A 26,279-nucleotide genomic window follows, 5' to 3' on the forward strand; every position below is an offset into this window, starting at 1 on the left:
AGCATCGCTTCGTGAGAACTCCTCTCATGTTGGCCGCCATCGGAACCGGGCAAGGCGGCAGGTGGTCTCTTCCCGGGAAGGCCGGGCACCTCGCCCGTGAGCGCCCGAGCGCGGGCGACGAGAACGGCTCGTATATGCACGGAACGGATGAAAATGAGGGCTGTGGGGACGTTGAGGCGGCGGCTGCCGGGCACCGCCGTGTACGTTACGGGTCTGCTGCTCACCGCATGGTGGCTGAAGGGACAACCGGTAGCGGAGCGGGCCCGTTTCATGCGCCACAACAGCAGCAACGTCCATCACCTGGATGTCGGCAAGTGGTGGACCCTGTTCACCAGCGGTCTGGTGGTCGACGGTGTCCCGGCCCTGGTCGGCATCGCCGCAGTGGCCGGGGTCCTGGGATGCGCCGAATGGCGCTGGGGCACGCTGCGCGCGTGCGGGGTGTTCGTCTTCGGCCACCTCACCGCGACCCTGCTCACCGAGGGCGCCCTGTGGCTGATGCACGTCCTCCATCTGCCGGGCGTGCCCACCCGGACCCGTGACGTGGGCATCAGCTACGGCCTGGTGACGACCGCCGCCTGCCTGCTCGCCCTCGCCGCCGGTCGGCTGCATCGCTACGGCCTGCCTCTGCTCGCCACGGCGCTGACGGCCGCCCTGCTGTACGACCAGGAACTCGCCGACGTCGGCCACCTGGTCTCCCTGGCGCTGGGCTCCCTCGCCGCCCGCACGGTGTGGCTGTGCACCCCGTTCGGTCCGGCACGCACGAAGACCGTCGCGCCGGATCCCGACGACGCCGACGCATCGCCCGGCGGGAGCCACTCACGGACGCAGGGGTGCACCGGTCAGGACAACCAGCTGACCAATGATGTTCGCATGCACCAGACCGGTGGCCGGTAGGACTTCCAACCTGCCCCTGCAGCATGTCAGTCGGCCTGACGCAGGAGTGCGGCCCTGGAATATGTTCGAGGTTGAGCAGACAACTCAGGGGCAGACCGAGGTCCACCACCCTCCGGTGGCGGGCCTCCAGGGCAGGCGCCTTTCTCAACCGACCTTGTCGAGCAGCAGCTTCGCGGCCACCGTCGCGCCGTCGGTGCGGATCGTGCCGGCCACAGCGGCTACCCGGGCTCGGGTCTCGGGGGCAGGGCGACAGCGAGCACGGCCGAGAGGGATTCGAAGGCCGGGTTCGGGCCGCGGGGCACGGCACGTGTCTGCGGCGAGCCCCGGCGCGACGGCTGGTGAAGCTGCACGCCGACAAGGGCGTAGGCCCGGTTTCCGTATCTGTGGGACGCGTGTGAACTATGCATATTTTCGGGCTAATTGGTCAGTCGGCGGTTGACCTGTATGTGGGGCCCCTGATCGGCTTGCGGAGTTCGCGTCCAACCCGACTGTGGAGAGGAAGCAACACTGCTATGCGCAACAGATCATTACGGGGGCGGGCTCTGCTGGCCGCGTTCAGCGCGGCTCTGCTGATCCCCGTCAGCTTTGTCGGCCAGGCACACGCCAACAGCCACCAGCCCTTCATGGGCAAGCGGTCCGGTGCGCGGATCGTGCTCGGCGAACCTGAGAAACTGAAGACCGTCGAACCGGCGGCACCGGGGGCCAAGGCCGTCGACTGCGCCGAGGGCATATCAGTCCACGACCGGACGTCGTCGTGCTCCAACCGCCGCATACCGGTGGAGTTCCTGGTCGACGGTGAGCCCGCGGGGTCCGCCGTCCTGCACAGCAAGGCGACCGCACAGCTGGACGCCCGCAACCGCTACCAGTGGAAGCAGCGGGTCGAGCTGAAGCTCACCGATCCGACCACCCCGTCCGCCGCCGAGGTGTCCGCCACGGTCAAGTACCAGACCGGGCACGCCACCGCATCGGCGGCACTCACCCGCATCTTGATCCCGTACGTCACCCAGACGTTCGACTCCACACTGTCATCGCCGGGCCGCGATCTGGTCAGCGACAGCATCGTCCCTTACGGGGACTTCTCAGCGCCGGGCTTCGACGACGGCAGCGCCTACCTGGGCGACACCTTCCGCCCGCGGTGCGACAGCACCGCGCGCATCACCCCCGTCGTCACCGGCGGCTGCGTCTATCCCGACGTCCCCGCCCTGTGGCAGATCGACGTCACCGACTGGCGCGTGGACAGCGTGGGCTGGCACGTGCTGTGGGCGCAGAGGAACCTGGCCCACCCGTGGGGCGTCAAGGGCAGCAGGTATCCACTGCACCGGACCTTCGACCAGTCGCTGATAGCGGACAATCGGGAGACCGCGTGCGGCCGTGACGTGCCCCGCCCGCCCAGGCCGGGACTGGCCTGCGACGAGTACCCTTTCGCCCAGTCCCACGAGGGCGCCAGCCGCAACTCGGACTACTCCTGCGAGTTCCTTGACGGCCGCGACAACAGCCGTGAAGGCAGCTACCGCAAGGCATCGCTGAACGGGCAGCGCGTCCTGGAGAACGACCCGTTCTACGTCGAGGTGATCAACGTCCCGGGGACGCTGACCCCGCGGAAGCTCGACTCGCTGCGCGGCCCTGTCGGCTGCGGCGTCGAATCCTGAACCACGCCCGATCCGTGGCACCGGCGCGCCCGGCCTCCCATCATGGATGGCCGGGCGCGCACCCGCGTGACGAGAGGAGCATCTGCATGACCGGCCTCGTACGCCAGACGTCCAGCCACGTCCACATCGACGCCAGCACCGTCGACCTGCTGGGCGCCGACCTCTCCACCGACTACCAGCCCGAACAGTGGGCAGGCGGACTGATCGCCGCCGATCCGTCCGGGGACGCGGTACGCATCGTCTGCGGTCAGGAGATCGCCACCGTCCACATCACCGCCCAGCTGTGGGGCGGACATCCCCCACTGGGTGCCGTCGATCTGGAGACCTGGCAGGACATCGCCGAAGTGTCCGTCGACTGGCAGTCCCTGGTACTGGACTTCGGCACGACCGGGGACGGAGAGGACCCCTCACAGCAGCTGGTGATGCCCGCCCCCGGCAGTTACCGGGTGAGGGTGTCGGCCCGTAACCGTGATGCCGGCGACCCGCGCGATGACAGCGACCCGACCGAGGCCATGCTGATCCAGGTCTGGCAGGCTCCCATGGAAGAGAACCGCGTGATCAAGCAGACCAGCCATACGGCACAGCTGTGGGCCGACGAGTAATTGCGTGTCAGCTGCTTGCCTCTGGGCCCCAGCGATCCGGTCCCACTCCGCGCCAGTCGATCCACGGCGCGCCCGCGACCTCGGCGGCGTCGAGCTCCAGACCGGCCCGGCGGAGGAACTCGACCAGGTCGCCGATGTTGTGAGCCAGGCCGAGGATTTCGCCGTCCACGCGCACGCGACGTCCACCCGTGAGTGACGGCGGGTGGACGATCACGCGAATGGGGCGGCCCACGCCTTCAGGATCATCCCCGGCGCACGGTCCCGCATTTGAACGCGTCATTGAACGACTCTCAGTGTCTGGTCGGTGGCAGGTGTCGCGGTGAAGCCGCACGTCGGTCGGGCGATGAGGCCGCTCACGTCGAGTCCCAGTCCGAAAGTCCCAGGCTGCGCAGCTCCTGCCACGCCGCGGGGCTCGGCCGCCGCTGCTGCCAGTAGGGGTGGAAGAACACCTGAACAGACAGCCGATACAGGCGTCGGCGCAGCTCGATGCGGCCGGGCTGGTCGGCGAGCCGCTGGTAGGTGGCACTCCACTCCTGCTGCGCCTGGGCGAGATCGGCGGGAAACGATCGCATGGCGAAATTCAATCATGTGTTCGATTTTCGCGTCCATTGAAGGCGCCACCTCCCAGCGCCCGTGGGCTGCTGTCCTGGGACTGCGGTGCGGCGCCGCTCCGCGCTCGGTTCGCTTCCGGATGCCAGGTGGAGGAACCTGAAGATGTAGCGGGTGAGCCGTGAGTGAAGGTGTGAGGTGTCTGATGAGCACTCTCGAAGAGCACATTGACCTCGGTGTTTCCCTCGAAACGGCTTGGGACTGCCTCCATCGCGCGGAGATCTATCCGCGGTTCGTGAACGGCGTGCGGGACGCCCGGCCGGAGGGAGAGCGTCGCGCGCACCTGGATATCGACGCGGATGGCCGGGCGCAGGAGGTCGAGGTCGAGATCGTCGACCGGAAGAAGGAAAACGTGATGGCGTGGCAGACCACGAGCGGTCCCGATCTGGCGGGGACGTTCTCGCTGCTGCCCATCGACCGGGAGCACACCCGGCTCCAGGCCCGATTCGAGTACGACCCGGGCACGATCAAGGAGGCCTTCGGCGGTCCGCACGGATTCGCGCAGGTGACCGCGATCGAGCGCGGAGTACGGAGCGATCTCCAGCAGTTCAAGGAACTGGTGGAAGCGCAGGGTAAGGCCAAATAGACGGACGGTACTGTCCAGCACTCGACGACGCTCTCCGGCGGCCGCCGCTGCCACAAGGTGTCAACGGCAGCGCGCTTTGCGCCACACAGTTCGATTCTCGTCACCCGCTCTTGATCGAAACCCCAGGCCACCGACCTGGGGCATGTGCTTGTCGGGTTACGGGCCAGGCACCCCCGGGGTGTCAGCGGTTGGACGCTGCTGGATTCGAGGAGGCTTCGCGGGTGCCGACGATCGAATGAACCGATCACACGGGACGGTTGCGGGAGGTCGTGTGCGCTTCCAGGTCGCGGTCTGCGGGCCGGGGCGGTGCACCGAGGAGGAACGGGTGCATGCCCACCGGGTGGGCGTGCTCCTCGCAGAGCACGGTGCCATCGTCCTGTGCGGCGGAGGAGAAGGCGTCATGGTTGCTGTCGCGGCGGGCGCCCACTCGAGAGACGGGCTGGTGATCGGAATCCGCTCGGACACGGACCGGACGACCGTCCCCGATGCGTTGTCCGCCGTGGTCTTCACCGGCATGGGAGAGGCACGAAACGCGGTGCTCGTCGCCAGCGCCGACGCGGTGATCTCCGTCGGTGGTTCCTGGGGCACCCTCAGCGAGATCGCGCTCGCCGGGCGGCGTGGAGACATTCCCGTCGTCTGCCTCGCCGGATGGCAGGTAGCCGACCAGGCGGGGAGCCCGGTCGCCGGCCCTGTCCATGCCGCGACACCCGAGGAAGCCGTCACGACGGTGCTCACCGGCCGGTTCCAGTAGCCGAATTCGCTGCCGTCGCCGCCCCGGACACGCCCCGGACCCACAGCCGGAGACTCAACCTGACGGCACCCCTGCGGGCCCGCAGGGGTGCCGTCAGGTTGACAGCCGCACCCGCTCCGATCCACTATTCACTACTCAATTAGTGAAAGGGTGTTTGCCGGGATGATCGAATACCGGATCGACCGGCGCAGCGGGGTGGCCACCTACGTACAGATCGTCCAGCAGACCAAGCAGGCCCTACGCCTGGGCCTGCTGGAGCCGGGGGACAAGCTTCCCGCTGCCCGGGAGGTCGTGGAGGCCACGGCAGTCAACCCGAACACGGTGCTCAAGGCGTACCGGGAACTGGAGCGGGAGGGACTGGTCGAGGCCCGGCGAGGGCTCGGCACCTTCGTACGCAGGTCCCTCGGCGCCGCACCGGGCGAGTCTCCGCTCAGAGGCGAACTCTCCGAGTGGGCGGCACGCGCCCGGGCGGCCGGCCTGGAGCGCGACGACGTGGCAGCACTTTTCGCTCTCGTGCTGGACGAGCACTTCGAGCCCACGGGAAAGGAACAGCAATGACGAGGACCGCCATCGAGGCGAACGGGCTGGGTAAGTCGTTCTCGCGGCGCGGAGGTTGGGCACTGCGGGAGTGCACGTTCCGGCTGCCCGCCGGACGCATCTGCGCGCTCGTGGGCCCCAACGGCGCGGGCAAGTCGACGCTGCTCGCCCTGGCGGCGGGGCAGATCGCACCCGACGACGGCTCACTCTCGGTCCTCGGCGAAGAGCCGGCCCATTCCCGGGCTCGTATCGGCTTCGTGGCCCAGGACAAACCTCTGTATCCGCAGCTCACCGTCACCGAGACACTCCGCATGGGCGCCGACCTCAACCCCGGCCGATGGGACTCGGCCACCGCGCAGCAGGTCGTGGCCGACGGCAACCTGGACCTCACGATCCGCATCCGCTCGCTCACCGGCGGCCAGCGCACCCGCGTGGCGCTCGCGCTGGCCCTGGCCAAACGGCCGGAACTGCTGCTGCTGGACGAGCCGATGGCCGCCCTCGACCCGCTGGCCCGCCACGAACTGATGGGCACCCTCATGGCCACAGCCGCCCAGCACGGCACCACGATCGTCATGTCTTCCCATGTAATCGCCGAGCTGGAGGACTCCTGCGACCACCTGCTGCTGATCGGCGACGGCCGCGTCCGCCTGGCCGGCGACATCGACGACCTGCTGGCGGCCCACACTCTGGTCACCGGCGCCGTCAGCGATCTGGGCCCGAACACCGTCGTGGAATGCCGCACCACCGGTCGCCAGCTGACCGCCCTCATCCGCCCCGCCGGTCCCCTGCCCGACACGTGGCAGACAAGAGAACCGACCCTCGAAGCGCTGGTCCTCGCCCATCTGCGCAGCCCGGCAGCCCCCGCCCTGACCCTCTGCCCCATATCCGCACCCGCCGTGTCCCAGGAGACGACCGCATGACCGCCCCCGCCGCCGCCTTGGCCACCCGGAGCCAGACCTCCGCACCCCGCCAGACCCGCTGGTTGCTGCGCCTGCACCGACCGGCACTGTGTGCCTGGGCAGGGCTTGTGACCGTCGTGGCGGCCGCGCTGCTGTGGCTGTGGGGCCCGCTCACCGACGCCTCCGCGGAGGCATGGCGCCAGTACGACGCGTGCGGCATGGCACCGACCTGCGCCTACGACCAGCCCGCGATCCTCCTCTACAAGGACGTTTACCAGTACGCCACGACCGCGGTCCTCGCCGCCCCCTTCCTCGTCGCCGCCTGGGCCGGCGCCACGCTGACCAGTAGGGAACTGGAGATGGGGACCGCGCGGCTGACCTGGGCCCAGTCGGTGTCCCCGGCTCGCTGGCTCACCGTCAGGCTCGCCGTCCCGGCCGCCTTCATCACCGTGGGCACCAGCCTGCTGGTCGCGCTGCACCACCTCGCCTGGTGGGCAGCCCACGGTCGCGTCGACACCGCCAAGACCTGGTACGACTTCCCGACCTTCTATGCGGGCGGCCCCTTCACCGTTGCCCTGGCACTCACGGGCCTCACCGCGGGCGCCGTGGCCGGCCTCGCCTGGCGGCGCTCCCTGCCCGCCTTGATCACCTCCGTCCTTGCCACGGCCGGCGTGTTCGGCGTCATCCATCTGGCACTGCCCCACCTGTGGCCCAGCGTGACCCGCGTCAGCAGTCTGACGCCAGGCATCCCGGCAGGCGGCGGAATGGGCGTGGACGAGGGTGTCCTCACTTCCACCGGCGCCCGGCTGCCGATCCCCTACTGCGGCAGCAGTTTCTCCACCTCGTGCCACACCACGTACGAAAGACTCCACATCGTCAGCTTCTACCGCGACTACCACCCCCTTGCGCACTACTGGCCCCTTCAGTTCACCGCGACCGCCCTCACCCTCGCCATCGGAGCCCTGCTGACCTTCGCCGCGTTCCGCATGCTGCAGCGCCTCACCGGCGAAACCCGGCATCGCGACAAGGCCCGCATCTGACTCCGGACCTCGCACCGCATCCGAGGCCTCGCGGTCGGCAGGCACGGCGTGGACGACGTCCCGACCCCGAAGAACACCGGCGGCGACGCCCCCAAGGCCCACAGAACACTCGGCGCCCCGACGCGTAGCCGCCTTTGCCCACGCCGAACACGGAGACCGGTCCTCCACCGCCTGAGGCGATGACGACCTCGAGCGATCGCCACAGGAACCGTACGAGCGGCCTGCGGTCCCCACCGCGGCCGACCGCGAATCGCACATCGCTGTCACCGGCCCGGCCCCCATGCCCAGCCCGGCACGCCCCGCCGCACACCAACACCCGGCCCCACGGCCCCCTCAACACTTCGCCATGCCCTCTTCAAGGATTGATGTCCGATGTCCCAAGCTGCCCGAAAACAAGCCCAGCAGACACGCCCGGCAGGCAAGTCCTCCCGCCTTGGCCAGCGGTGGGACTGGCCGATTCTGGTGGTGTGCGCGATATCGGCACTCACGGTAGGACTGCTGTCCGCCGCCAACACTTCACAGCACGCGTGGGGCCTGTTCGCCGCAGCGGGATACGCCTGCGCCACGCTGTCAGCCGCGAGGTCGCCGACACCGTGGCCCCGAACCGCCGCCGTCATCGCCGTCACCGGCGCAGCCGCGCTGCCCCTGTTGTATCTGACAGCCATCGGCAGGGCGCAGATGGAGGTCGGCGTCGTGGAACGGGCAGCCGGCCTGCTCTTCTCCTCCGGAACCCCGTACAACAGCGCGCCCCACGCGGTGCGGGACTTCAACCCCTACCTTCCTGGCATGGCGCTCTTCGGGACACCGCACCTGCTGTTCGGTGAATCCCCCTTCAGCAGCGCCCGCCTGTGGTTCCTCGCCGGCTTCCTCGGCGCCTTGGCCGGCGCCGTACGCGCCCTGACCAAGAACCGGACCATCGACGCCCACCCGGCCGACGGCACCGCACACCGCATCACCGCGCGGACGGGCGCCCTGTGGCTGACCGCCTGCCCCGTCGTCGCACTGCCTCTCAGCATCGGCGGCGTGGACCCGCCCGTCATCGCACTGATCTGCCTGGCCCTGGCCTACACGGACCAAGGCAGCGCCATACGCGCCGGCCTGGCCGTTGGGGTGGCCGCCGCCCTCAAGTGGACCGCCTGGCCCGCCATCCCCGTGGTCATCGCCGTGTTCGCGGCTGTCGCCGGGAAGCGCGCCGCCGTCAAGTGCGCCCTGACCGCTACCACCATCGCCGCACTCGCCATCCTGCCCGCAGCCCTGGTGGACGGCAGCGCGTCCTACCAGAACGTCGTCCTCTACCCGCTCGGCCTGGGCCCGACCGCGTCATCCGCCCAAAGTCCCCTGCTCGGGCACCTGATCATTTCACTGGTTCCCGACGGCAAGACCGTCACCATGGTGCTCATCGCACTGAGCGCCGTGGGCACGGCGATATCGCTGCTGGTGCGTCCTCCACGCACCACGACAGCCGCCGCCGACCGACTGGCCCTGGGCCTGACCCTGGCGATCCTGCTCTCTCCAGCCACCCGAATCGGCTACGCGATCTATCCCATCGTCCTCGTCATCTGGCCCCGCTTCACCGCCCGTCTCTCCATCAGCCGCCCTCACCTTCGCGCAAGCGAACCGCCCCACGGCCGGCGCACCCTCGAGTACGCTGCACAGCCGGGTCCCATGGTGAGCCTGGGCCAGAGCCAGTTGAGCGGGAGGAGCGGGAGCCCCTCCTCCGGCAACGTGAGCTGCGTTTGTACAACGGTCTGCGACATGCCGCTTTCGGCGTAATGGGCTGGCCGAGCTGCTCGGTCGCGTCACCCTGTGCAAGTTGATCACGGTCGTGTCAGGAGACTGTGGGTGCACAGATCGCGTGAGTGGCTGAATGAGCGGATGCGCGCCCTTCGGCTGCCCGCGTTCCCTGAGCGGTTCGTGAAGATCGAGGCCACCTCCCGGCTGAAGGCCCCCGAGAACGAGTACCTGTCCACCAGGCGATCGTGATGGCGGCCGGCAAGGAGGGCAAGGGGGAGAAGCAGCCGCGCCACCCCGACCTGCTCGCGCGTCTGGACACCGAGTTGGGCCGGATCGATGAGCAGCTGCGCGCCCTGGCCGCCGCCAAGGACCGGATTCAGAGCCTGTTGGACGCGGTGGTGGCCATCACCAGGGAGCTGGAATTGCCCTCGGTGCTCCACCGCATCGTGACCACCGCCATGGAACTGGCCGGTGCCCGCTTCGGAGCACTGGGAGTCCTCGACAAGTCCGGCGAGCATCTGGAGCAGTTCATCGCCGTCGGTCTGTCCGAGCAGGAACGTGAGGCCCTGGCCCAGGTGCCGTTTCCACGCGGTCTGGGCGTGCTCGGACACCTGATCCGCCACCCCGAGCCCCTACGGGTCGACGACATCCCCGCCCACCCGGCCTCCGTCGGATTCCCGCCCGGCCATCCACGCCTGCGCACCCTGCTCGGCGTCGCCGTCAGCGTCCGCGACAGAACCTACGGCAACCTCTACCTCTCCGAGCGGCACGATGGACAACCGTTCGACGTCCACGACGAGAACATCGTTGTCGCCCTGGCCAGTGCCGCCGGCATCGCGATCGAAAACGTACGGCTTCTCGAACAGGTTCGTGCCGGATCCGAACAGTTCCAGCGGCGCTTGCTGCCGACGCTGCCCGACATGCGGCCCTTCGACGCCGCGGCCATCTACCAGCCCGCCGCCGCACCCCACCATCTGGGCGGCGACTGGTACGACGCCATCCTGCTGCCCGACGGCGCGGTGGCCGTCGTCATCGGCGACGTGGTCGGTCACGACCTCCACGCCGCCGCCGCCATGGCGTCCACTCGCAACATGCTGCGCGCTTTGCTGTTCACTCTGCGCACTCCGCCCAGCGCGGTCCTCGCCCAGCTCGACCGCACCTTGCAGGCCATCACCGACAGCCCCGTCACCACCACCACCCTGGCGCGCATCGAACCCGTCGGCCACGCCTGGAGGCTGCACTGGAGCACCGCGGGTCACGTCCCGCCTCTGCTGATCACCCCCGACCGCCGTGCGGAATACCTGTCCGCCGAGCCCGGACTGCCGCTGAACGTCAACAGCGAGCAGAACCGCCCCGACCACACCCACCCCCTGCCCCGGGATGCCACCGTCGTCTTCTTCACCGACGGCCTCATCGAACACCCCGGCCACCCCATCGATGAAAGCCTGAGCCAACTGGCCGAACTCGCCACCACACACGCCGCCTTGCCCCTGCAGGACTTCGTGCAGGCCCTCGCCGACCACCACCCCAGCGACGGGCACGACGACATGGCCATCCTCGCGCTGCGCACCCCGCGGTGAAGAGTCAGGCAGCCCACGGCGACCCGGCCGAGGAAGAACCGTCAGGGCGCGACACTGCCCCCGAGCGGTCACCCGAAGCAATCCGACACAGCACATTTCGAAAGGTCACACTGATGAGCGGCGGTGTGGTGGATCCGGCGGAGCCGGCGGACGAGGAACGACCGGGCAAGACCGACCAGAAGACCGCCCGATGACAGCCGCTTTCCGAGACGGGCTCCGGCGCGGTGGCATGACGGCCCTGCAGATCGGCGCCGTCGCCGCGCTGTACTACGCCTCGGGCAGGCTGGGGCTGCTCCAGCAGCTCGTGCGCGGCCAAGTCACTCCAATGTGGCCACCGACCGGCATCGCCCTGGCCGGCCTGCTCCTGATCGGCCTCCGGATCTGGCCCGGGATCGCGCTCGGCGCCTTCCTGGCAAACGTCTCCCTCGGGCCATCGATCCCCACCGTACTCGCGATCACGGCAGGTAACACACTCGCGCCCCTGTGCTCCTACGCGCTCCTTCACCGCGCCGGGTTCCGCACCCGGATCAACCGCTTCCGAGACGCACTCGCACTGGTCTTCCTCGGCGGGCTCACCGGCATGCTCGTCAGCGCGACCGTGGGCAGCGGCGCCCTGAGTCTCGCTCACGCGCTGCCCCCCAGCGGGTTCTGGCCCACGTGGTGGGTCTGGTGGACCGGCGACACGATGGGCGTTCTGGTGGTCGCCCCCGTGTTGCTCGTCCTCCGCTCGGCACACTGGCCGAAGCACGCGCCGCCCTCCCGGTGGGAAGAGGCAACGCTTCTTGTCGCGGCCACCATCGGCGTCGGCTTGCTCGAAAATGCCTCCGCGCCGCTGACCTTCCTTGCCTTTCCGCTGCTTACCTGGGCTGCCTTCCGCTTCCAGCTCGCCGCAGCCGCACCCTGCGCGCTGGCCGTATCCATCTGCGCGATCCTCGCCGCCACCCGCAGGACAGGCCCGTTCGCCGGTCACACCCTGCTCACCAACATGATCGCGCTGCAGGCATTCAACGGCGCCGCCGCAATGACCGCGCTGCTGCTCTCGGCAGCCATCACCGAACGGAACGAGACCCAGCGGAAAATCGAGGAGACCTGCAAGCGGCTGGCCGAGCTGGCAGCAAGGTTCGCACCGGATACCGGTGACCCATCGGTGCCTCCCGGAGGCCGGGCCGACGAAGAGGATGGCGGCGGACCGACTCGGCCGTGATGGTCGATCGGCAGCACCGTCGCACGCAGGCGGTGGCGGTGATCCACGGTGCGTTCCGGTCCGCCTCCATGCCGCCGAGAGGACTGCGAGAGGAGGACGCGCCTTCGTGCGTCCCCGCACGGCAACGACCTTCACGCCAGAGCGGGTTGAGGCCCTTGTCGGACTCGGTCATCGCACCGCGGGTGCCGTATCTCGTCACATACGGCACCTGCGGTTCTGCCGAGGCTTCTCCCCTCGTGGGAGGCCATTGGCCGATGAGCCAAGCCTTCACGAGCGGCGGCAGGACCGACGAGAAGAACCATGAGCACCCCCGTCCGGCGCGACCGCGCCCCGTCAGGCAAAGAGTTCGGCAACAGGCCGGCGAGGGGGGCACGCCGGAGAGTCGCCTCGTGCGCACGGGAACCGGTTCCCTTCCACATACGCGAGCGCAACCACAGGTCTTGGGGGTTGCCTCCATGGCCGCCGCCGCACTGAAGCACGGGTTACGAGTTTCATCACATTTTCTCCGCATATGCCGACCAGCGGGATCCTGTGGATGCCGTGCGTTCTGTCCACCGTCCCGCCCTGTTCGCCGAGGCGTCCGTGAAGTCGCGTTCGCAACACCGCCGGCCGGCGCCACCGCCGGCCGGGGGCGACCGGCCTCCCCGGCCGCGGGTGTGCCATGGAGGAGGCGGGGCGGATCCATCGGCCGCGACGGCGGTACGGTGTGCGACAGTCGATCGCCTGTTCTTCGATCGCTGAAGCTAGGGAGTTCCATGAAACACCGCCGCCCGCGCCACCATCGCAGAGTGATCGCCCGAGCGATCGGTACGGCGGGTGCGCTGGCCGTCGCCCTGGGTGCGGGCATGACGCCGGCCATGGCCGCCGGGAAGGCGACCAACAAGCCGACGGCCACCGGGGAATCGCCCGACAAGGACGCGCCGTGGGCACCCGAGAACGACGAGGCGACCGGCCAGTACAAAGCCGTCCACCCTTCGGTCCTCGCGTCCAACGGAGTGAGGACGGGCGGTCTTCAGCTCACCATGCCGGCGCCGAGCGGGCGCTACTCCGTGGGCATGGTCGGCCTGCACCTCGTCGACAAGTCCCGCACGGACCCGTACGTGCCCGGCAACAAGCCGCGCGAGGTGATGGTCTCGCTGTGGTATCCGGCCACCTCCACGTCCGGGCACTACCAGGCGCCGTGGATGCCGTCGATATCCGGCGCCCACTTCCTCGCCACGCGCGGACTGTCGCCTCAGCTGGTGACCCTGCCCCAGACCGCAGGCCATGTCCTCGCCCCGGTGGACAGCACGCTCGGCAAGCTGCCCGTCCTCCTGTACTCGACCGGCCTGCACTCCGACCGCGCCATGGGCACCGGGCTCGCCCAGGATCTCGCCAGTCGCGGCTACCTCGTCGTCACCGTCGACCACACGCACGACGCCAACGAGGTGCAGTTCCCCGGGAACCGGCTCGAGGTCAACACGATGCCGTCGGGCGCCCACTCCTCCGACACGCTCAAGGTGCGCGCGGCCGACATCAAGTTCGTCATCGACTCGCTGAGCACACTCAGCAAGGGCGGCAACCCGGACGCCGGCAAGGCCACACTGCCCGCCGGGCTGACGAAGGCCGTGGACATGTCCCGCATCGGGATGTTCGGCTGGTCGCTGGGCGGCGCGGCGGTCGACACCGCGATGCAGCTCGACCACCGGATCGCCGCCGGTGCGGACCTGGATGGCCAGTTCTTCGGGACGGCACCGAGCAAGGACCTCGACCGCCCGTTCATGCTCTTCAGCTCCGGCAGCCACAACCGCAACAATGACGGTTCGTGGCGGACGCTGTGGCCGCACCTGAAGGGCTACCGGGTCGACGTCCAGCTCCATGGCGCGGCGCACCTGTCGTTCAGCGACAACGAGTGGATGGTGTCGCAGGAGGCGCAGTTGCTCGGGCTCTCCCAGGCCCAACTGCAGCAGCAGTACGGCACGATCGATCCCGACCGCGCGGTCAAGGTCGAGCGCGACTACGTCGCCGCCTTCTTCGACCAGACGCTGCGCAAGCAGCACAGCGGCCTGCTCGACGGGCCGAACAAGAGTTACCCGGAGATCTCCTTCGTCCGCTGACCGGGCATCCGTGGGGCGGGTCCGGGACACCGGGCCCGCCCCACGGCTGTGCTCCCGGTCGCACTCACAACATGACGACACAGGGACACGGTTGTGACGGTTATGCAATCACACGCCGCTAGAATGTTCGTCTGATCGAACGCTCTTGCGCTCGGCGCCGCTTCAGAGAGGATCCCCTGCCCTGCCCACCGCCAACCGGGCGCCGCGCCGACACCGCATCCGCCGCCGCGCCGATATGCCGCTGCTCGGCGGGGTCCGCCCGCCGATCGCCTCACTCATCGTGCTGCTGCTGGTGGTCGCCGCCCTGACCGTGATCGGCCTCGGCAACGTCCATGCCGAGCGGGTCCCACAGGCCGTGCTCAACGGGGACCAGCGCATCGCCTCGGACACCGCACTGTCGGTGCGCACCGCGATCGACGTCGAGGCGAGCACGGTACGCCGTGCCGCCGACGCCTACCCGGCCACCCCCTCATCGGCCCCCGCGACCGTCCTCAAAGCGCTGACCTCCGCGAGGAAGGCGGTCCGCGGCAGCGCCCTGCTCGACCCGCACTCCGGCAAACCGCTGGCGGCCGGCGGAGAGCCGGTCCCGCTGACCGGGGTGAACACCGCCAGGCTTACCTCCGGGCACGGCCCGATCCTGCCCCGGCTGGTGACCTCCAACGGTACGCGGGAACTGCTGTACTTCGCCAAAGTCACCCTGCCCGCGCAGAAGGCGGACGCCAACCAGGACCAGAACCAGGCCCCGAGCCGCTCCGAGCGGCAGTGGCTGCTGGTGCTCTCCGAGCCGCTCCCCGCCCTCACCGCGTACGGCGACGGGCGCACCACCGAGGTGCTGGACGCGAGCGGCGAGGCCGTCGTCAGCACGCCCCACGGCACGGCGACGGGGACCGTGGCCGACAGCGGTCTGCCCGCGGCGGCGGCCCGTGCGGCGAGCGGGTCGGGACACGACACCGACGCCTCGGGAAGCCTGCTGGGCGCCACAACGGGCGGCCTGCGCACGGTGACCGGCTGGGCCCAGGTCGCCTCGGCGACCGGTCCGGGCGACACCGACGACCTCGGTCTGACGGTCCTGACCTCCCACGCGGTGCCCGCCACGACCGCCGCCGCCGACTACCTGGGCTTCGCGCTGAAGGCCGCGGGCGCACTGGCCGGGCTCGCGCTGTTGCTCGGGCTGGCGCTGCACTTCGCCGTGCAGCGGCCACTGCTGCGGCTGTACCTGTCCGCCGGTCGCCTGGCCCGGGGTGCCACCGAAGGCGGGCCGGTCGCGATGGAGGAGCTGTCCCGCACGGTCCCCGTACACGGCTTCGGAGAACTGGCCCGGATCGGGCGGGCACTGGAGTCGCTGCGCCGGCAACTGCTCGGCGAGAGCGGCCCGGAGGAGCTCCCGGCCCGGCGCGGACCCGGCTACCGGTCACTGGCCGTGGCCGGCGTGGTGCTGTTGGCGTGCTGGTCGGTACCGATGATCTTCACGCTGAACCGGGCGAACACCACGACGGCGGTTCCGGCTCCGGTCCTCGCCGTCCAGCAGACGCGCACCGAGATCGCGGCGAACCGGATCCGGCAGTCCCTCGACCAGTCGTACACCGACATGAGCGATGTGGCCGCGAGCCTGCAGGGCAAGAGCCGGTCCGCCCAGACCGAGGTGCTGCAGCACACGCTCGACGACCATGCGCAGTACCGCTCGCTGTATCTCATCGACCGCTCCGGCGGCATCACGCTGCGCGTGGGCGACACACCGCTGCGCACCCTCATCCACGTGCCCGACGGCGGCGGGATCACCACCGTCAACACCTCGGGCCGTATCCCGGCGATCGCTGCCTACGCCCAGATCCGGAACATCAAGGGCAAGACTCCGGCGGCCGGGGTGGTCCTCTTCGGCGAGATAGACGTGAACACACTCAACTCCAACCTGGCCAGGCCGAACCTGGGCAGCGTCTGGGTGACGGACAACAACTACAAGGTGCTGGCGTCGAGCGTGGGCTACCGCGCCTTCCAGGCGCTGCCCGACTCCGGCCTGACCCGCCTCGCCCGCGCCGGCCAGGGCGCCCCGGGCACCGCGGGCACCGCGACCTCGGCGGTGCACCCCTCGTCCTCCGGTCCCTCGGTCGACGCAGCCGCACCGCTGGCACAGAGCGGCCCGACGGCCCAGCTCGGCTGGCACGTGGTGACCGCGGAGCCCGCGGCGGCGCTCAAGCTCCCCGCCGTGCAGGCAGAGCAGCGCACCATGCTCGCCGGCATTCTGGGCATCACGCTCGGCGCGGCCTGCCTGGGCTGGCTGCACATCGTGGTGATCCGGCCCCTGCGCGCGGTCGCCGTGCTCGTCGAGCGTCTCGCCGGCGGTGACCGCCGCACCGTGTTGCACCCGGTCCACCACGACGAGGTCGGCTCGGTCACCCGCGGCCTGGAGCTCATCCGGCAGGCCCTGGCGGAACGCGGCCGGGCGGCCAGATCCGGCGCCGTCGCCGGCTCCCCCCAGTACCGGCACGACAACACACTCCAGCGGTAGAAGGACGAAATCGACGTGCTATTCCTCTATGTCGTAGTCCTGATCTGCGGCGCCGCGCTGTGGATCGCCGGGATCGTGGAGCAGAAGCGGCATTTCGCCTCGCTGGAGCAGATACCCACGCGGGTGCTGGTCAACGGCATCCGCGGCAAGAGCTCGATCACCCGGCTGTGCGCGGGCGCGCTGCGCGGCGGCGGCCTGGTCACCGTGGCCAAGACCACCGGCACCGCGGCCCGGTTCATCCACCCGGACGCCACCGAGGAACCGGTTTACCGCAAGTTCGGGCTGTCCAACATCGTCGAGCAGATCGGCATCGTGCGCCGTGCGGCGACCTACCGGCCGCACGCGCTGGTGATCGAGTGCATGGCGGTGATGCCCGCTCTTCAGGAGATCAACCAGGAGAAGCTGATCCGCTCCACCATCGGCGTGCTGTGCAACGTCCGCGAGGACCATCTGGAGGAGATGGGGCCCACCCTGGACGACGTCGCCCGCTCTCTCTCCCGCTCGATGCCGGTCGGCGGGGTGTGCGTGACGGCGGAGAAGGACCGGCTGCACATCCTCCAGGAGGAGGCCGACAAGCGGAACTGCCGCCTGATCGCGGTCGATCCGGAGACGGTGACCGACGCCGAACTGCGCGGCTTCAGCTGGTTCACCTTCAAGGAGAACGTGGCGATCGCGCTCGCCGTCGCCGAGCTGCTCGGCGTGGAACGGCAGACCGCGCTGCAGGGCATGTGGGACGCGCCGCCGGACCCGGGCGTGCTCTCCGTGGAGCGCTACGTCGCCCCGGAGGGCAAGCGGCTGCGGTTCGCCAACGTCTTCGCGGCCAACGACCCCGAGTCGACGCTGATGAACGTCCAGCAGCTGGAGGATCTGGGCGCGATCAGGCGGCCGCTCAACGTGGTCATCAACTGCCGCCCGGACCGTGTGGAGCGCAACGGCCAGATGGGCGCGATCGTCCCCGACCTGCGCGCCGAGGTGGTCTTCCTGATCGGCCACCCGACCAAGAGCGCCCGCGACGCCATCCCGGCCGACTTCACCGGGCGGGTGGTGGATCTCGGCGGTGACCGGCGGGACCCCGAGGAGCTGACCGCGGCGCTCCTCGCGGAACTCGGCCCAGCCTCCTCGCTGGTGGCGATCGGCAACATCCACGGCCAGGGCGAGTTGTTCCTGGAATGCCTCGCCGAGCTGCCGCTGGACGAGTCCGAGGAGGAGCCCGCCGACGTTCCCCAGGGCGACGGCCTGGACCAGGAGACCATGCAGATCGCGGTGGTCCGGCACATGGCGGTGGCCCGTCCGCCCGAGCCGGAGCCGTTCAGCTGGGTGGCGCCGCTGGAGACACCGGCGTACGGCGTGCACATCCCGGCACAACGCGAACTCGCCGGCTGGTTCGCCGACCGCCACGGCCGGTCCGAGAACGAAAGGGCCGAGGACGGCCAGCACTATTCCGACGATCCGTACCAGTCCACGAGGAACCGTAAGTGATCCCCGCCGACCTCACCGCACAGACCGCCGCGCTCGGGATCGCCCTCGGGCTGATCTTCTCGCTCGTCTGCTATCTCACCACCAACCTCTCGCCAGGCGGGATGATCACACCCGGCTGGATCGCCCTCACCCTCATCACCGACGTGCAGATGGCCGGGCTGATGGTGGGTGTCGCGGCGCTCTCGTTCTTCATGACGAAGCTGCTGCAGCGCACCGTGATCCTCTACGGAAAGCGGCTGTTCGCCGCCGTGGTGCTGTGCGCGGTGCTGATGCAGACCACCGTGATGCTCGCCCTCAACCACGCGTTCCCGCTGCAGTACACGTCACAGACGCTTGGCTTCATCGTTCCCGGCCTGGTCTCCTACCAGATGGTTCGCCAACCGCTGGGACCCACGCTCATCTCGACCACGGCGGTGACGCTGGCCACGTACGTGGTGCTGGTCGCCGGTCTGCTGCTCGGCGTCCTGCCCACCGGCTGACCTGACCACCACCCATTCACCCGCACCTCCAGGAGGATCGGCCATGCACTCTCAACACGCGGACAGGCGGAGCCGCCCGACTCGCCGCGCCGTGCTCGGGACGATCGCGGGCGTGGCGGCCGCCGGCACGGCCGGCGGGTACGCCTGGCAGCAGCGTGGGCACGGCAACGGCAACGGCGGAGGCAGCGACGTCGGCGGCGGCGGTGCGGGCTCCGACTCCAGCGCCCGGCGCGGAGGGGGCCACACCTTCGAGCGGCTGTCCGCGCCCGACCGCACCGTGGTCCGTGACTCCGGCGGCGACACGATCGCCACCTTCACCGATGGCGCTCGTACCGCCGTACTCACCGGGCCCTCCCGCCGCTTCGAGGAGCCGCGCACCACCGATGCCACGCTGACCACGAACGCCTGGGTGCGGGTGCTGCCGCACGAGTGGCAGCCGGGCATGGAGAAGTCCGCCTGGTTCAAGGGCTGGTTCACCAAGGCGCTCGGCGACACCAGCCCGGACGTCTTCGCGGTGGCGTTCCAGTACAGCAGCGCGGGGGCGCCCGGCAAGCACAACAGCTCCGGCGTGCGCTACGCGGGCACCGCTCACTTCGGCCCGCGCAACCAGGGCGTCGGCAACCCCCTGGACTTCGCCTACCACGACGAGCAGTCCGACTTCTACGATTACCTGGGCATCCCCTGGACCTTCCCGGACGGCACGCTCGTGCAGCCGGAGAAGGCCCGTTACGGCGACGTCGACTGCTCCGGGTTCCAGCGTCTGGTGTGGGGCTACCGCATGGGCATCGCCCTGGACAACACCAACGCCAAGGGCACCGGCCTGCCGCGCCGCGCCTTCGCCATCGCCGCTTACGGCCCCGGCCGGCTGGTGATCCCCGACACCGGCGAGCAGCCCACCGACCTGGGCGTGCTGCAGCCCGGTGATCTGGTCTTCTTCGCCATCATCAAGGACCAGCCGAAGCTGATCGACCACTGCGGCATGTACATGGGTCTCGACGACCAAGGCCGACACCGCTTCTACTCCAGCCGCTCCGCCGCGAACGGCCCCACCATGGGCGACCTGTCTGGCCGTTCGCTGCTGGACGGCACCGACTTCTACGCCCGCGGCTTCCGGGCAGCCCGCCGCCTGTGAACCCGCCGTTCCACCGCCCCGCTGATCCGAGGACCACTGTCATGGCCACCATCCCCGCCGCTCAGCCCGTCGGCGCGCACCGACGCACCCGGGCGGACCGTCGCTCCGGAAGGCCGGAAGCCGTTCCACGCTGGGAGCGCCCGGCGCTCGCCGCGGTGCTGGTGGTCGCCATGGCGCTGTACTCCTGGGGCATCTCGCACGCCGCGCTCCACCCCTTCTACGGGGCGGCGGTACGGTCGATGGCCACCGGCTGGCGCGCCTTCCTCTTCGGCGGGCTCGACGCCAGCGGTTCGATATCCATCGACAAGCTCCCCGGAGCCTTCTGGCCCGACGCCGTCTCCGTCTGGCTCTTCGGCCCGCACACCTGGGCGGCCGCGCTTCCGCAGGTCGTCGAGGGCGTGCTCGCCGTATGGCTGCTGCACCGGATCGTACGGGCCTGGGCCGGGCCGTTCGCCGCGCTGATCGCCGCGCTGGTGCTCACCCTCACTCCCGTCACCGTGGTCCTCAACCGGGCCACCATCCCGGACACCGCGCTCACCCTGCTCCTCGTGGCCGCCGCCGGAGCGCTGCAGAAGGCGGTGCGGACCGGGCGACTGCTGCCATTGATCACCTGCGCGGTCTGGGTCGGGCTCGCCTTTCAGGCAAAGATGCTGCAGGCGTGGCTGGTGCTGCCGGTCTTCGCCGTGGTCTACCAGTGCGCCGCACCCGGCACCCGGCTGAACCGGGCCCTGCGCGTCCTGCTGGCCGGCGCGGTCGCGCTGGCGGTCTCCTGCTTCTGGATACTGCTCGCCTGGGAGACTCCGGCCACCGACCGCCCGTTCCTCGACGGAACGGCCAACAACAATCCGTTCAGCCTGGTCTTCGGCTACAACGGCCTGAGCCGCTTCAGCAGCGATTCCACCGCGTTCGGCTCCGTCGCGGCAACCGCGGCCAGCCGCACCACCGGCAACACCGGCTGGACGATGCTGATCAACCACACGGTCGGCCCGCAGATCGCCTGGTTCCTGCCGCTCGCCGTGCTCGCCACGGTCCTGGGCATCGTCTGGCGCGCCGGACAGCCGCGAACCGACCTGCTGCGCACGGGCTTCGTACTGTGGGGCGGCTGGCTGGCCGTGCACGCCGTGGTGTTCAGCGCCTCAAACGGCAACCACGCCTACTACACCGCCGTCATCGCCCCGGCGCTCGCGGCGCTGACCGGCGGGGGGCTCGCGCTCTTCCGGGACGAGTACGAGGCGGGCGGCACCCGGCGGGCGGCACTGCCGGCGGCGATCATGCTGACGGCGGTGTGGGCGCTGGTGCTCGACTGGCCGACGCGGTTCGTCTCCTGGCTGCTGCCGGTCGCCCTGATGCTCGCGGCATGCGGCGCGCTTGGCCTGTGGACGCGCGGGCCGCGCACCTCCGAGCGGATGGTCCACGGCGCGCTCGCCGCCGGGATCGCGGCCACCCTGGTCATGCCGGCCGGCTGGTCCCTCTCCTGCCTGGACTCCCGCTACGCGGGCGCCTCCACCTCGCCGATGGCCGGTCCGGTCGGCACCAGGTACGACGACGCCGCCCATCACCGCAGCTCGCTCACCAGGGTCGGGCTCGGCCGGCCCAGCTCCCGCGACACCGCCCTGCTGAGCTACCTCACCTCGCACCGCCACGGTGAGAAGTACCTGCTCGCCACGCAGGCCGCCTACACCGCCGAACCGCTCCTGCGGGCGGAGTCCGAACCCATGCTCGTCATGGGCGGATTCACCGGCAGCACTCCCTTCCCCAGCGCGCAGCAGCTCAGCACCCTCGTCTCCACCCACCAACTGCGCTACGCCCTGCTCACCTCCCAGCGCCCCACCACTCCCGCCACCACCTGGATCAAGGCCCACTGCACCCACGTCCGCCCCAAGGCCTACGGCCGGACCTTCGACGGCAGCTTTTCCCTGTACGACTGCAAGGGCTGAGTGGGGCCGGCGACGGGGACCGTGGTGAAGACGCCGTCGAGGGCGGGCACCAGGGGGCGATGCAGTGCGATCTCATAGGCTGGGATCCTCGAAGTGTTCCAGGAGGAAGTCGACCGGTGTGTGGCTCCGGGCCGCGGACACGCCGTCGTGGAGAGGCTGTTCCGCCCAGATCACCTTGCCGCGGGTCGTGTACCGCGTTCCCCACCGCTGGGCGAACTGTGCCACCAGGAACAGCCCCCGTCCGCCTTCGTCCATGGTCGCGGCCCGCCGCAGGCGCGGCGAGGTGCCGCTGCCGTCCGACACTTCGCAGATCAGACAGCGTCCGCGCAGCAGCCGCACGTTGACCGGCGGTGAGCCGTACCGGATCGCGTTGGTGACCAGCTCGCTGACGATCAGTTCCGTGGTGAATGCCATCTCCTCCAGCCCCCACTCCAGCAACGTCTCCCTGCAGCGCGCCCGCACCGAGGGAACCCGCGCCGGGTCCGGCGGCACGTCCCACTCGGCCACGTGCGAAGGCGGGAACATTCGGGTACGCGCCACCAGCAGCGCGACGTCGTCCGATGAGTGCGACGGCTTCAGAGCGTCGATCACGGTCTGACACGTCTCCTCAGGAGTGCAACTCCCGGACCCGGCCAACGCCCGTCGCAGCCTCTCCAGCCCGACGTCGATGTCCCCGGTGCGGTCCTCCACCAGGCCGTCGGTGTACAGCACCAGTTGTGAACCTTCCGGCAGGGACAGCTCGGCGGTCTCGAAGGGGTGGCCTTCCAGGCCGAGCGGCGCCGAGGCCGGTACGCCCGGGCAGACGACCTTCCCGTCCGGGCACACCACCGCCGGTTCCGGGTGTCCGGCACGCGCGATGGTGAAGGACCCCGCCACTGGGTCGTAGACCGCGTACAGGCAGGTCGCTCCGGTCACCCCCTCGCCCTCGTGGCCCATCGCGGCATCCCCCGTGCTCTCCTCGTCGTCCATGCGGACGACCAGGTCGTCCAGGTTCCCGAGCACCTCGTCAACAGGCAGGTCCAGCGTGGAGAAGGTGTGCACCGCGGTGCGCAGCCGACCCATCGTCGCCGCGGCGTGCAGCCCGTGGCCGACGACGTCACCCATCACCAGTGCCACCCGGGCGCCCGGAAGCGGGATGACGTCGAACCAGTCCCCGCCCACCCCCGCCTCCGCGGGCAGATACCGCCAGGCCACCTCCAGTGCCTCCTGCTCCGGCTGCCCGCGTGGCAGCAGACTGCGCTGCAGTGTCACCGCCATCGCGTGTTCTCGGGTGAACCTTCGGGCGTTGTCGATGGCCACCGCCGCCCGCGCGGCCAGTTCCTCCGCGAAGTCGAGATCCTCCGGCTCGAACACCGGGGAATCCACCGTCCGGTAGAAGTTCGCCACGCCAAGCGGTACGTTCCGCGCTTGGAGGGGCACGGTCACCAGCGAGTGCAACCCGCACTCCAGGGCCTTCCGGGCACGCTCCGGATCCTGTTCCCGCCAGCCGTGTGCCAGCGACAGGTCCGGCTCCAGAATGCCGCGTCCCTCCCGCAGCGTCCGCATCTGCGGAGTCCCGGCCGAGAACGTGATCATTTCGTCCGGCGGATACACGGGCATCGCTTGCTGTTCGCCGCCGATCGCCACCCGGCGCAGATGCCGCCAGCCCTCCGCCGTCGGCTCCCACCCCCGCAATACCGCGTCGAGCAGGTCCACCGTCACCAGGTCGGCGAACTGCGGCGCCGCCACATCGGCCAGCTCCTGGGCCGTACGGCCCACCTCCAGCGTCGTTCCGATCCCCACCCCGGCCTCGTACAGCAGCTTCAGCCGCTCCCGCGCGACCTCGGCCCGCCCCGAGACCGCCGCCAGCTCCGTGGTGTCACGCAGGGTCACCACGCTGCCTTCCAGGTCTGCGTCCGGGTACGTGGGCCGCTTGTTCACCGCCAGCAACCGGTCCCCGGCACGATGCACCTCATCGGTGACCGCCTTCGGTGACGACAGCAGGCGCGTGATCTGCTCCGGTAGTCCCAGCTCCCGGACCGGGCGCCCCTGCGCGTCCGCCGGCAGTCCGAGCAGCCGCGTCGCCTCGTCGTTGACCAGCAGCAGCCGTCCGTCGGCGCCGGTGATCAGCACTCCTTCCCGTACCGAGTGCAGGACCGCGTCGTGGTGCTCGTACAGCCGGGCCAGCTCCGCCGGGGGCAGGCCGTGCGTCTGCCGACGCAGCCGTCGGGACACCAGCGTCGTCCCGGTAACGGCCAGCGCCAGTGCGGCCACGCCGCTGCCCAGGATGATCGGCAGTTGCGGAATCCACAGTTTCGTCACGTTCGTGACCGTGATGCCCGCGGAGACGAGGCCGACGACCTTTCCGTGCACTTCGGTCACCGGGACGACCGCCTGCACGTCCGTCCCCCTGCCCGCGGGCAGAGGCGGCCCGCCGGCCTGCTCGACGACGATATGGCCCTTCAGCGCCGGTTCGATGTTGCCGACGAACTTCTTCCCGATCTCGCTCGGGTAGGGGTACGTATAACGGATTCCCTTTGTGTTCATGGCGATGACGAAATCCACGCCCGCGCTCTTCCGCGCCGCCTCGGCTCGCGGCTGGAGCACCGCCGTGGGGTCCTTGCTCTGCAGCGCCTTCGCCACTCCAGGGGCATTCGCGAACGATTGGGCGGCGACGACCGACTCCCGACGCCCTTGCTGGAGCGCGTCACGCGCCGCCTGGATGACCGTGGCCGCTACCGCGGCCGCGACCAGCAGCACCACGATCAGGACCTGGAGAAGGAACACCTGCCCAGCCGCACTGCGGGGGTCCAGCAGGGAAGCGCGACCTTTTCGCGAGCGTCCGACGGGCGGAGGACGCACCGGGCTCCCGGGACGCCCGGAAGATTCCTTCATATACCTTTCATACACCGCTGTGCGAGCCCAGGCCGTCCGACTGCCCCCGTCTCCAGGGGCCGGCACGACCGGACATCCGTCCAGGCCCATTGCCGAGCGCGCCACGTCCGACAGCAGCCTCGTCCTGCTCCACCGCCTTCACTGCCGACGGAGCGCTACGGGTCAACCGCGCCACGTCACCGTGGTTGAGTAAGATCATGGACAGCTTCGAGATCGATGAGAACTTGGTGCGCTCACTGGTGCGTGAGCAGCATCCGGACCTTGCAGGCCTGGACGTGCGTGAGGTGGCCGGCGGTTGGGACAACCAACTGTGGCGTCTCGGAGACGAGTTGGCCGTACGCATGCCGCGCACGGAGCGTGCGCCGTCCCTCCTGCGCAAAGAGCACCGGTGGCTGCCCGCCCTGGCACCGCGCCTTCCGCTACCGGTCCCGACCCCCATGCGGATCGGTGAACCGTCCGCACGTTTCCCGCGGCCATGGACCATCGCGGCATGGGTTCCCGGCGATCCGGCCGACCGCGCCCCGATCAGCCACGACCGTGCGGCCGACACTTTGGCGGGCTTCCTCAAGACGCTCCATGTGAAGGCACCGGTCAGTACGGATCGTGGCGTTCCCCTTGAAACGCTCACGGACGGTTTCGAAAGGGCACTCGAGGAAGTCGCCTCCGGAGACGTTGCCGCTGACCTGCGGAAGGTCCGGGACGTCTGGGAAGAGGCCGTTGCGGCTCCCGATTGGGAGGACCCGCCGGTATGGCTGCACGGCGATCTTCATCCGGCGAATGTCGTCGTCGCGGACGGCGCACTCTCGGGCGTGATCGACTTCGGTGACATGTGCGCCGGCGATCCGGCGGTCGATCTCGCGGCTGCCTGGGTGCTCCTTCCCAAGGGCGCGGCTGCACGGTTCTTCGAGGCGTACGCACGCGCGGACGAAGCGATGATCCGGCGCGCACGAGGGTTGGCCGCCGCGAAGAGCCTTTTCCTCATCCTCATGGGCCGGGCCGGGGAGCGGGGCCTGCCCGGCGGCAAGCCGACATGGGGACCCGCGGGCTGGGCGGCGCTTGACCGTGTTCTGGCATACATCCAGGAGGCCGGCGGACGAGGTGCCGGAACCGCCGAAGCTTGATTCGCTTGACCATGGAGTACCCCCTCACGAAGCGAGGACCGATCATGACTTCCGAAGAGACACGCGAACGGCTCCAGCACATGCGCGACAAGGCCCAGGAACTCGCGGAGGCTGCGGAGCGCACCTCCGACCCGAAAGAGCGGCAGCGTCTCCAGGAGAAGTCCCGCAGGCTGCAATCCCAGTCCGAACAAGACAGCGCCATGCAAAGCGGCGACATCTACCCCAAGGAGTAGGCGCCTGCCTCTTTCTGGAGGACGAAGCGCTGGCGGGTGTCGTACGCACTGATGGCGACGGGACCCTCGTGGAGCAGCGCGTTCATCAGAGCACGCCGGTATCGCCCCGGCAGACGGCGACGAGGAGACTTCCTCGGACGAGCCATCTCAGCTCACTCCCGCAAGGAGAATCGGGGGGACACGCGGAGGGCCCGCCGGCGTGTGGGGCGGTCCGTGCCCCGGGCGCGCCGGGCGGACCTCGGCGGGGCGGCTGTGCCGCCGTCCGGTGTCGGCATGGCCACGGGCCGGGCCCGGCCTCCACGCCGACGATACTTGGACTGTTTGATACAGCCTATCG

Annotated in this window: 23 protein-coding genes and 1 pseudogene; 20 read left to right on the forward strand and 4 right to left on the reverse strand. The window is 69.9% G+C overall.

What is annotated here, in order from left to right:
• Positions 1–162: 162 nt before the first annotated feature.
• Positions 163–894 (forward strand): rhomboid-like protein, encoded by a 732-nt coding sequence (locus ABZ845_RS12125; protein ID WP_360976799.1) that lies wholly within the window; start codon positions 163–165, stop codon positions 892–894.
• 144 nt (positions 895–1,038) lie between these two features.
• On the opposite strand, the pseudogene ABZ845_RS12130 reads toward ABZ845_RS12125, so the two are convergent.
• Positions 1,039–1,187 (reverse strand): annotated as a pseudogene (locus ABZ845_RS12130) (glycosyltransferase); the annotation flags it as partial.
• A 219-nt stretch (positions 1,188–1,406) separates the two neighbouring features.
• On the opposite strand from ABZ845_RS12130, the gene ABZ845_RS12135 reads away from it, so the two are divergent.
• Positions 1,407–2,543 (forward strand): hypothetical protein, encoded by a 1,137-nt coding sequence (locus tag ABZ845_RS12135; protein ID WP_360976802.1) that lies wholly within the window; start codon positions 1,407–1,409, stop codon positions 2,541–2,543.
• 86 nt (positions 2,544–2,629) lie between these two features.
• Positions 2,630–3,145, forward strand: a complete 516-nt coding sequence (locus ABZ845_RS12140) for a hypothetical protein (RefSeq protein WP_360976805.1) — start codon at positions 2,630–2,632, stop codon at positions 3,143–3,145.
• Between the two features lie 7 nt (positions 3,146–3,152).
• Here ABZ845_RS12140 and ABZ845_RS12145 read toward each other — a convergent pair whose 3' ends face one another.
• Both ABZ845_RS12145 and ABZ845_RS12150 read right to left on the reverse strand, forming a co-directional pair.
• Entirely contained in the window at positions 3,153–3,377 is a 225-nt protein-coding gene (locus ABZ845_RS12145) for a hypothetical protein (RefSeq protein WP_360976808.1), read from the reverse strand.
• A gap of 121 nt (positions 3,378–3,498) precedes the next feature.
• Complete coding sequence (locus tag ABZ845_RS12150) at positions 3,499–3,717, reverse strand: hypothetical protein (RefSeq protein WP_360976811.1); 219 nt, start codon at positions 3,715–3,717, stop codon at positions 3,499–3,501.
• Between the two features lie 182 nt (positions 3,718–3,899).
• Between ABZ845_RS12150 and ABZ845_RS12155 the strand changes: the two genes are divergently transcribed.
• The 15 genes from ABZ845_RS12155 to ABZ845_RS12225 all read left to right on the forward strand — a co-directional run bounded on the left by ABZ845_RS12155 (position 3,900) and on the right by ABZ845_RS12225 (position 21,714).
• Positions 3,900–4,340, forward strand: coding sequence for an SRPBCC family protein (locus ABZ845_RS12155; protein WP_360976814.1), 441 nt, complete (start codon positions 3,900–3,902; stop codon positions 4,338–4,340).
• 271 nt (positions 4,341–4,611) lie between these two features.
• Positions 4,612–5,091, forward strand: coding sequence for a dethiobiotin synthetase (locus ABZ845_RS12160; protein ID WP_360976817.1), 480 nt, complete (start codon positions 4,612–4,614; stop codon positions 5,089–5,091).
• A 162-nt stretch (positions 5,092–5,253) separates the two neighbouring features.
• Positions 5,254–5,649 (forward strand): GntR family transcriptional regulator, encoded by a 396-nt coding sequence (locus ABZ845_RS12165; protein WP_360976820.1) that lies wholly within the window; start codon positions 5,254–5,256, stop codon positions 5,647–5,649.
• On the forward strand, positions 5,646–6,548 hold the full coding sequence (locus tag ABZ845_RS12170) for an ABC transporter ATP-binding protein (RefSeq protein WP_360976823.1): 903 nt from the start codon (positions 5,646–5,648) through the stop codon (positions 6,546–6,548). The genes ABZ845_RS12165 and ABZ845_RS12170 overlap by 4 nt, the downstream gene beginning before the upstream one ends.
• Positions 6,545–7,567: an ABC transporter permease gene (locus tag ABZ845_RS12175; protein ID WP_360976826.1), complete on the forward strand. Its 1,023-nt coding sequence runs from the start codon at positions 6,545–6,547 to the stop codon at positions 7,565–7,567. The genes ABZ845_RS12170 and ABZ845_RS12175 overlap by 4 nt, the downstream gene beginning before the upstream one ends.
• A gap of 372 nt (positions 7,568–7,939) precedes the next feature.
• Positions 7,940–9,340, forward strand: coding sequence for a glycosyltransferase 87 family protein (locus tag ABZ845_RS12180; protein ID WP_360976830.1), 1,401 nt, complete (start codon positions 7,940–7,942; stop codon positions 9,338–9,340).
• A 69-nt stretch (positions 9,341–9,409) separates the two neighbouring features.
• Positions 9,410–9,550 carry a hypothetical protein gene (locus tag ABZ845_RS12185; protein ID WP_360976833.1) on the forward strand — a complete coding sequence of 47 codons (141 nt, stop codon included), beginning with the start codon at positions 9,410–9,412 and terminating at the stop codon, positions 9,548–9,550.
• Positions 9,550–10,881: a GAF domain-containing SpoIIE family protein phosphatase gene (locus ABZ845_RS12190; RefSeq protein ID WP_360976836.1), complete on the forward strand. Its 1,332-nt coding sequence runs from the start codon at positions 9,550–9,552 to the stop codon at positions 10,879–10,881. The genes ABZ845_RS12185 and ABZ845_RS12190 overlap by 1 nt, the downstream gene beginning before the upstream one ends.
• Positions 10,882–11,110: 229 nt before the next feature.
• Complete coding sequence (locus tag ABZ845_RS12195) at positions 11,111–12,085, forward strand: MASE1 domain-containing protein (protein WP_360976839.1); 975 nt, start codon at positions 11,111–11,113, stop codon at positions 12,083–12,085.
• Positions 12,086–12,873: 788 nt separating this feature from the next.
• Positions 12,874–14,181 carry a hydrolase gene (locus tag ABZ845_RS12200; protein ID WP_360976842.1) on the forward strand — a complete coding sequence of 436 codons (1,308 nt, stop codon included), beginning with the start codon at positions 12,874–12,876 and terminating at the stop codon, positions 14,179–14,181.
• A 145-nt stretch (positions 14,182–14,326) separates the two neighbouring features.
• The gene (locus tag ABZ845_RS12205; RefSeq protein WP_360976845.1) at positions 14,327–16,687 is read left to right on the forward strand and encodes a HAMP domain-containing protein; all 2,361 of its coding nucleotides are present in this window, start codon (positions 14,327–14,329) and stop codon (positions 16,685–16,687) included.
• Positions 16,688–16,702: 15 nt separating this feature from the next.
• Positions 16,703–18,166, forward strand: coding sequence for a poly-gamma-glutamate synthase PgsB (pgsB, locus tag ABZ845_RS12210; protein ID WP_360976848.1), 1,464 nt, complete (start codon positions 16,703–16,705; stop codon positions 18,164–18,166).
• On the forward strand, positions 18,163–18,645 hold the full coding sequence (locus ABZ845_RS12215) for a poly-gamma-glutamate biosynthesis protein PgsC/CapC (RefSeq protein ID WP_360976851.1): 483 nt from the start codon (positions 18,163–18,165) through the stop codon (positions 18,643–18,645). Before pgsB ends, ABZ845_RS12215 begins: the two co-directional genes overlap by 4 nt.
• A 43-nt stretch (positions 18,646–18,688) precedes the next feature.
• Positions 18,689–19,777 carry an NlpC/P60 family protein gene (locus ABZ845_RS12220; RefSeq protein ID WP_360976854.1) on the forward strand — a complete coding sequence of 363 codons (1,089 nt, stop codon included), beginning with the start codon at positions 18,689–18,691 and terminating at the stop codon, positions 19,775–19,777.
• Positions 19,778–19,818: 41 nt separating this feature from the next.
• Positions 19,819–21,714 carry a glycosyltransferase family 39 protein gene (locus ABZ845_RS12225; RefSeq protein WP_360976857.1) on the forward strand — a complete coding sequence of 632 codons (1,896 nt, stop codon included), beginning with the start codon at positions 19,819–19,821 and terminating at the stop codon, positions 21,712–21,714.
• 72 nt (positions 21,715–21,786) lie between these two features.
• Here ABZ845_RS12225 and ABZ845_RS12230 read toward each other — a convergent pair whose 3' ends face one another.
• A complete protein-coding gene (locus ABZ845_RS12230) occupies positions 21,787–24,480 on the reverse strand; it encodes a SpoIIE family protein phosphatase (RefSeq protein ID WP_360976860.1) in 2,694 nt (897 codons plus the stop codon).
• Positions 24,481–24,785: 305 nt separating this feature from the next.
• Between ABZ845_RS12230 and ABZ845_RS12235 the strand changes: the two genes are divergently transcribed.
• Together ABZ845_RS12235 and ABZ845_RS12240 are read left to right on the forward strand one after the other, a co-directional pair.
• Entirely contained in the window at positions 24,786–25,709 is a 924-nt protein-coding gene (locus ABZ845_RS12235; RefSeq protein ID WP_360976863.1) for an aminoglycoside phosphotransferase family protein, read from the forward strand.
• A gap of 44 nt (positions 25,710–25,753) precedes the next feature.
• The gene (locus ABZ845_RS12240) at positions 25,754–25,942 is read left to right on the forward strand and encodes a DUF6381 family protein (protein WP_360976866.1); all 189 of its coding nucleotides are present in this window, start codon (positions 25,754–25,756) and stop codon (positions 25,940–25,942) included.
• The last annotated feature ends 337 nt before the right edge of the window (positions 25,943–26,279 follow it).

The sequence above is a fragment of the Streptomyces sp. NPDC047022 genome (assembly GCF_040644155.1).
Classification (GTDB): domain Bacteria; phylum Actinomycetota; class Actinomycetes; order Streptomycetales; family Streptomycetaceae; genus Streptomyces.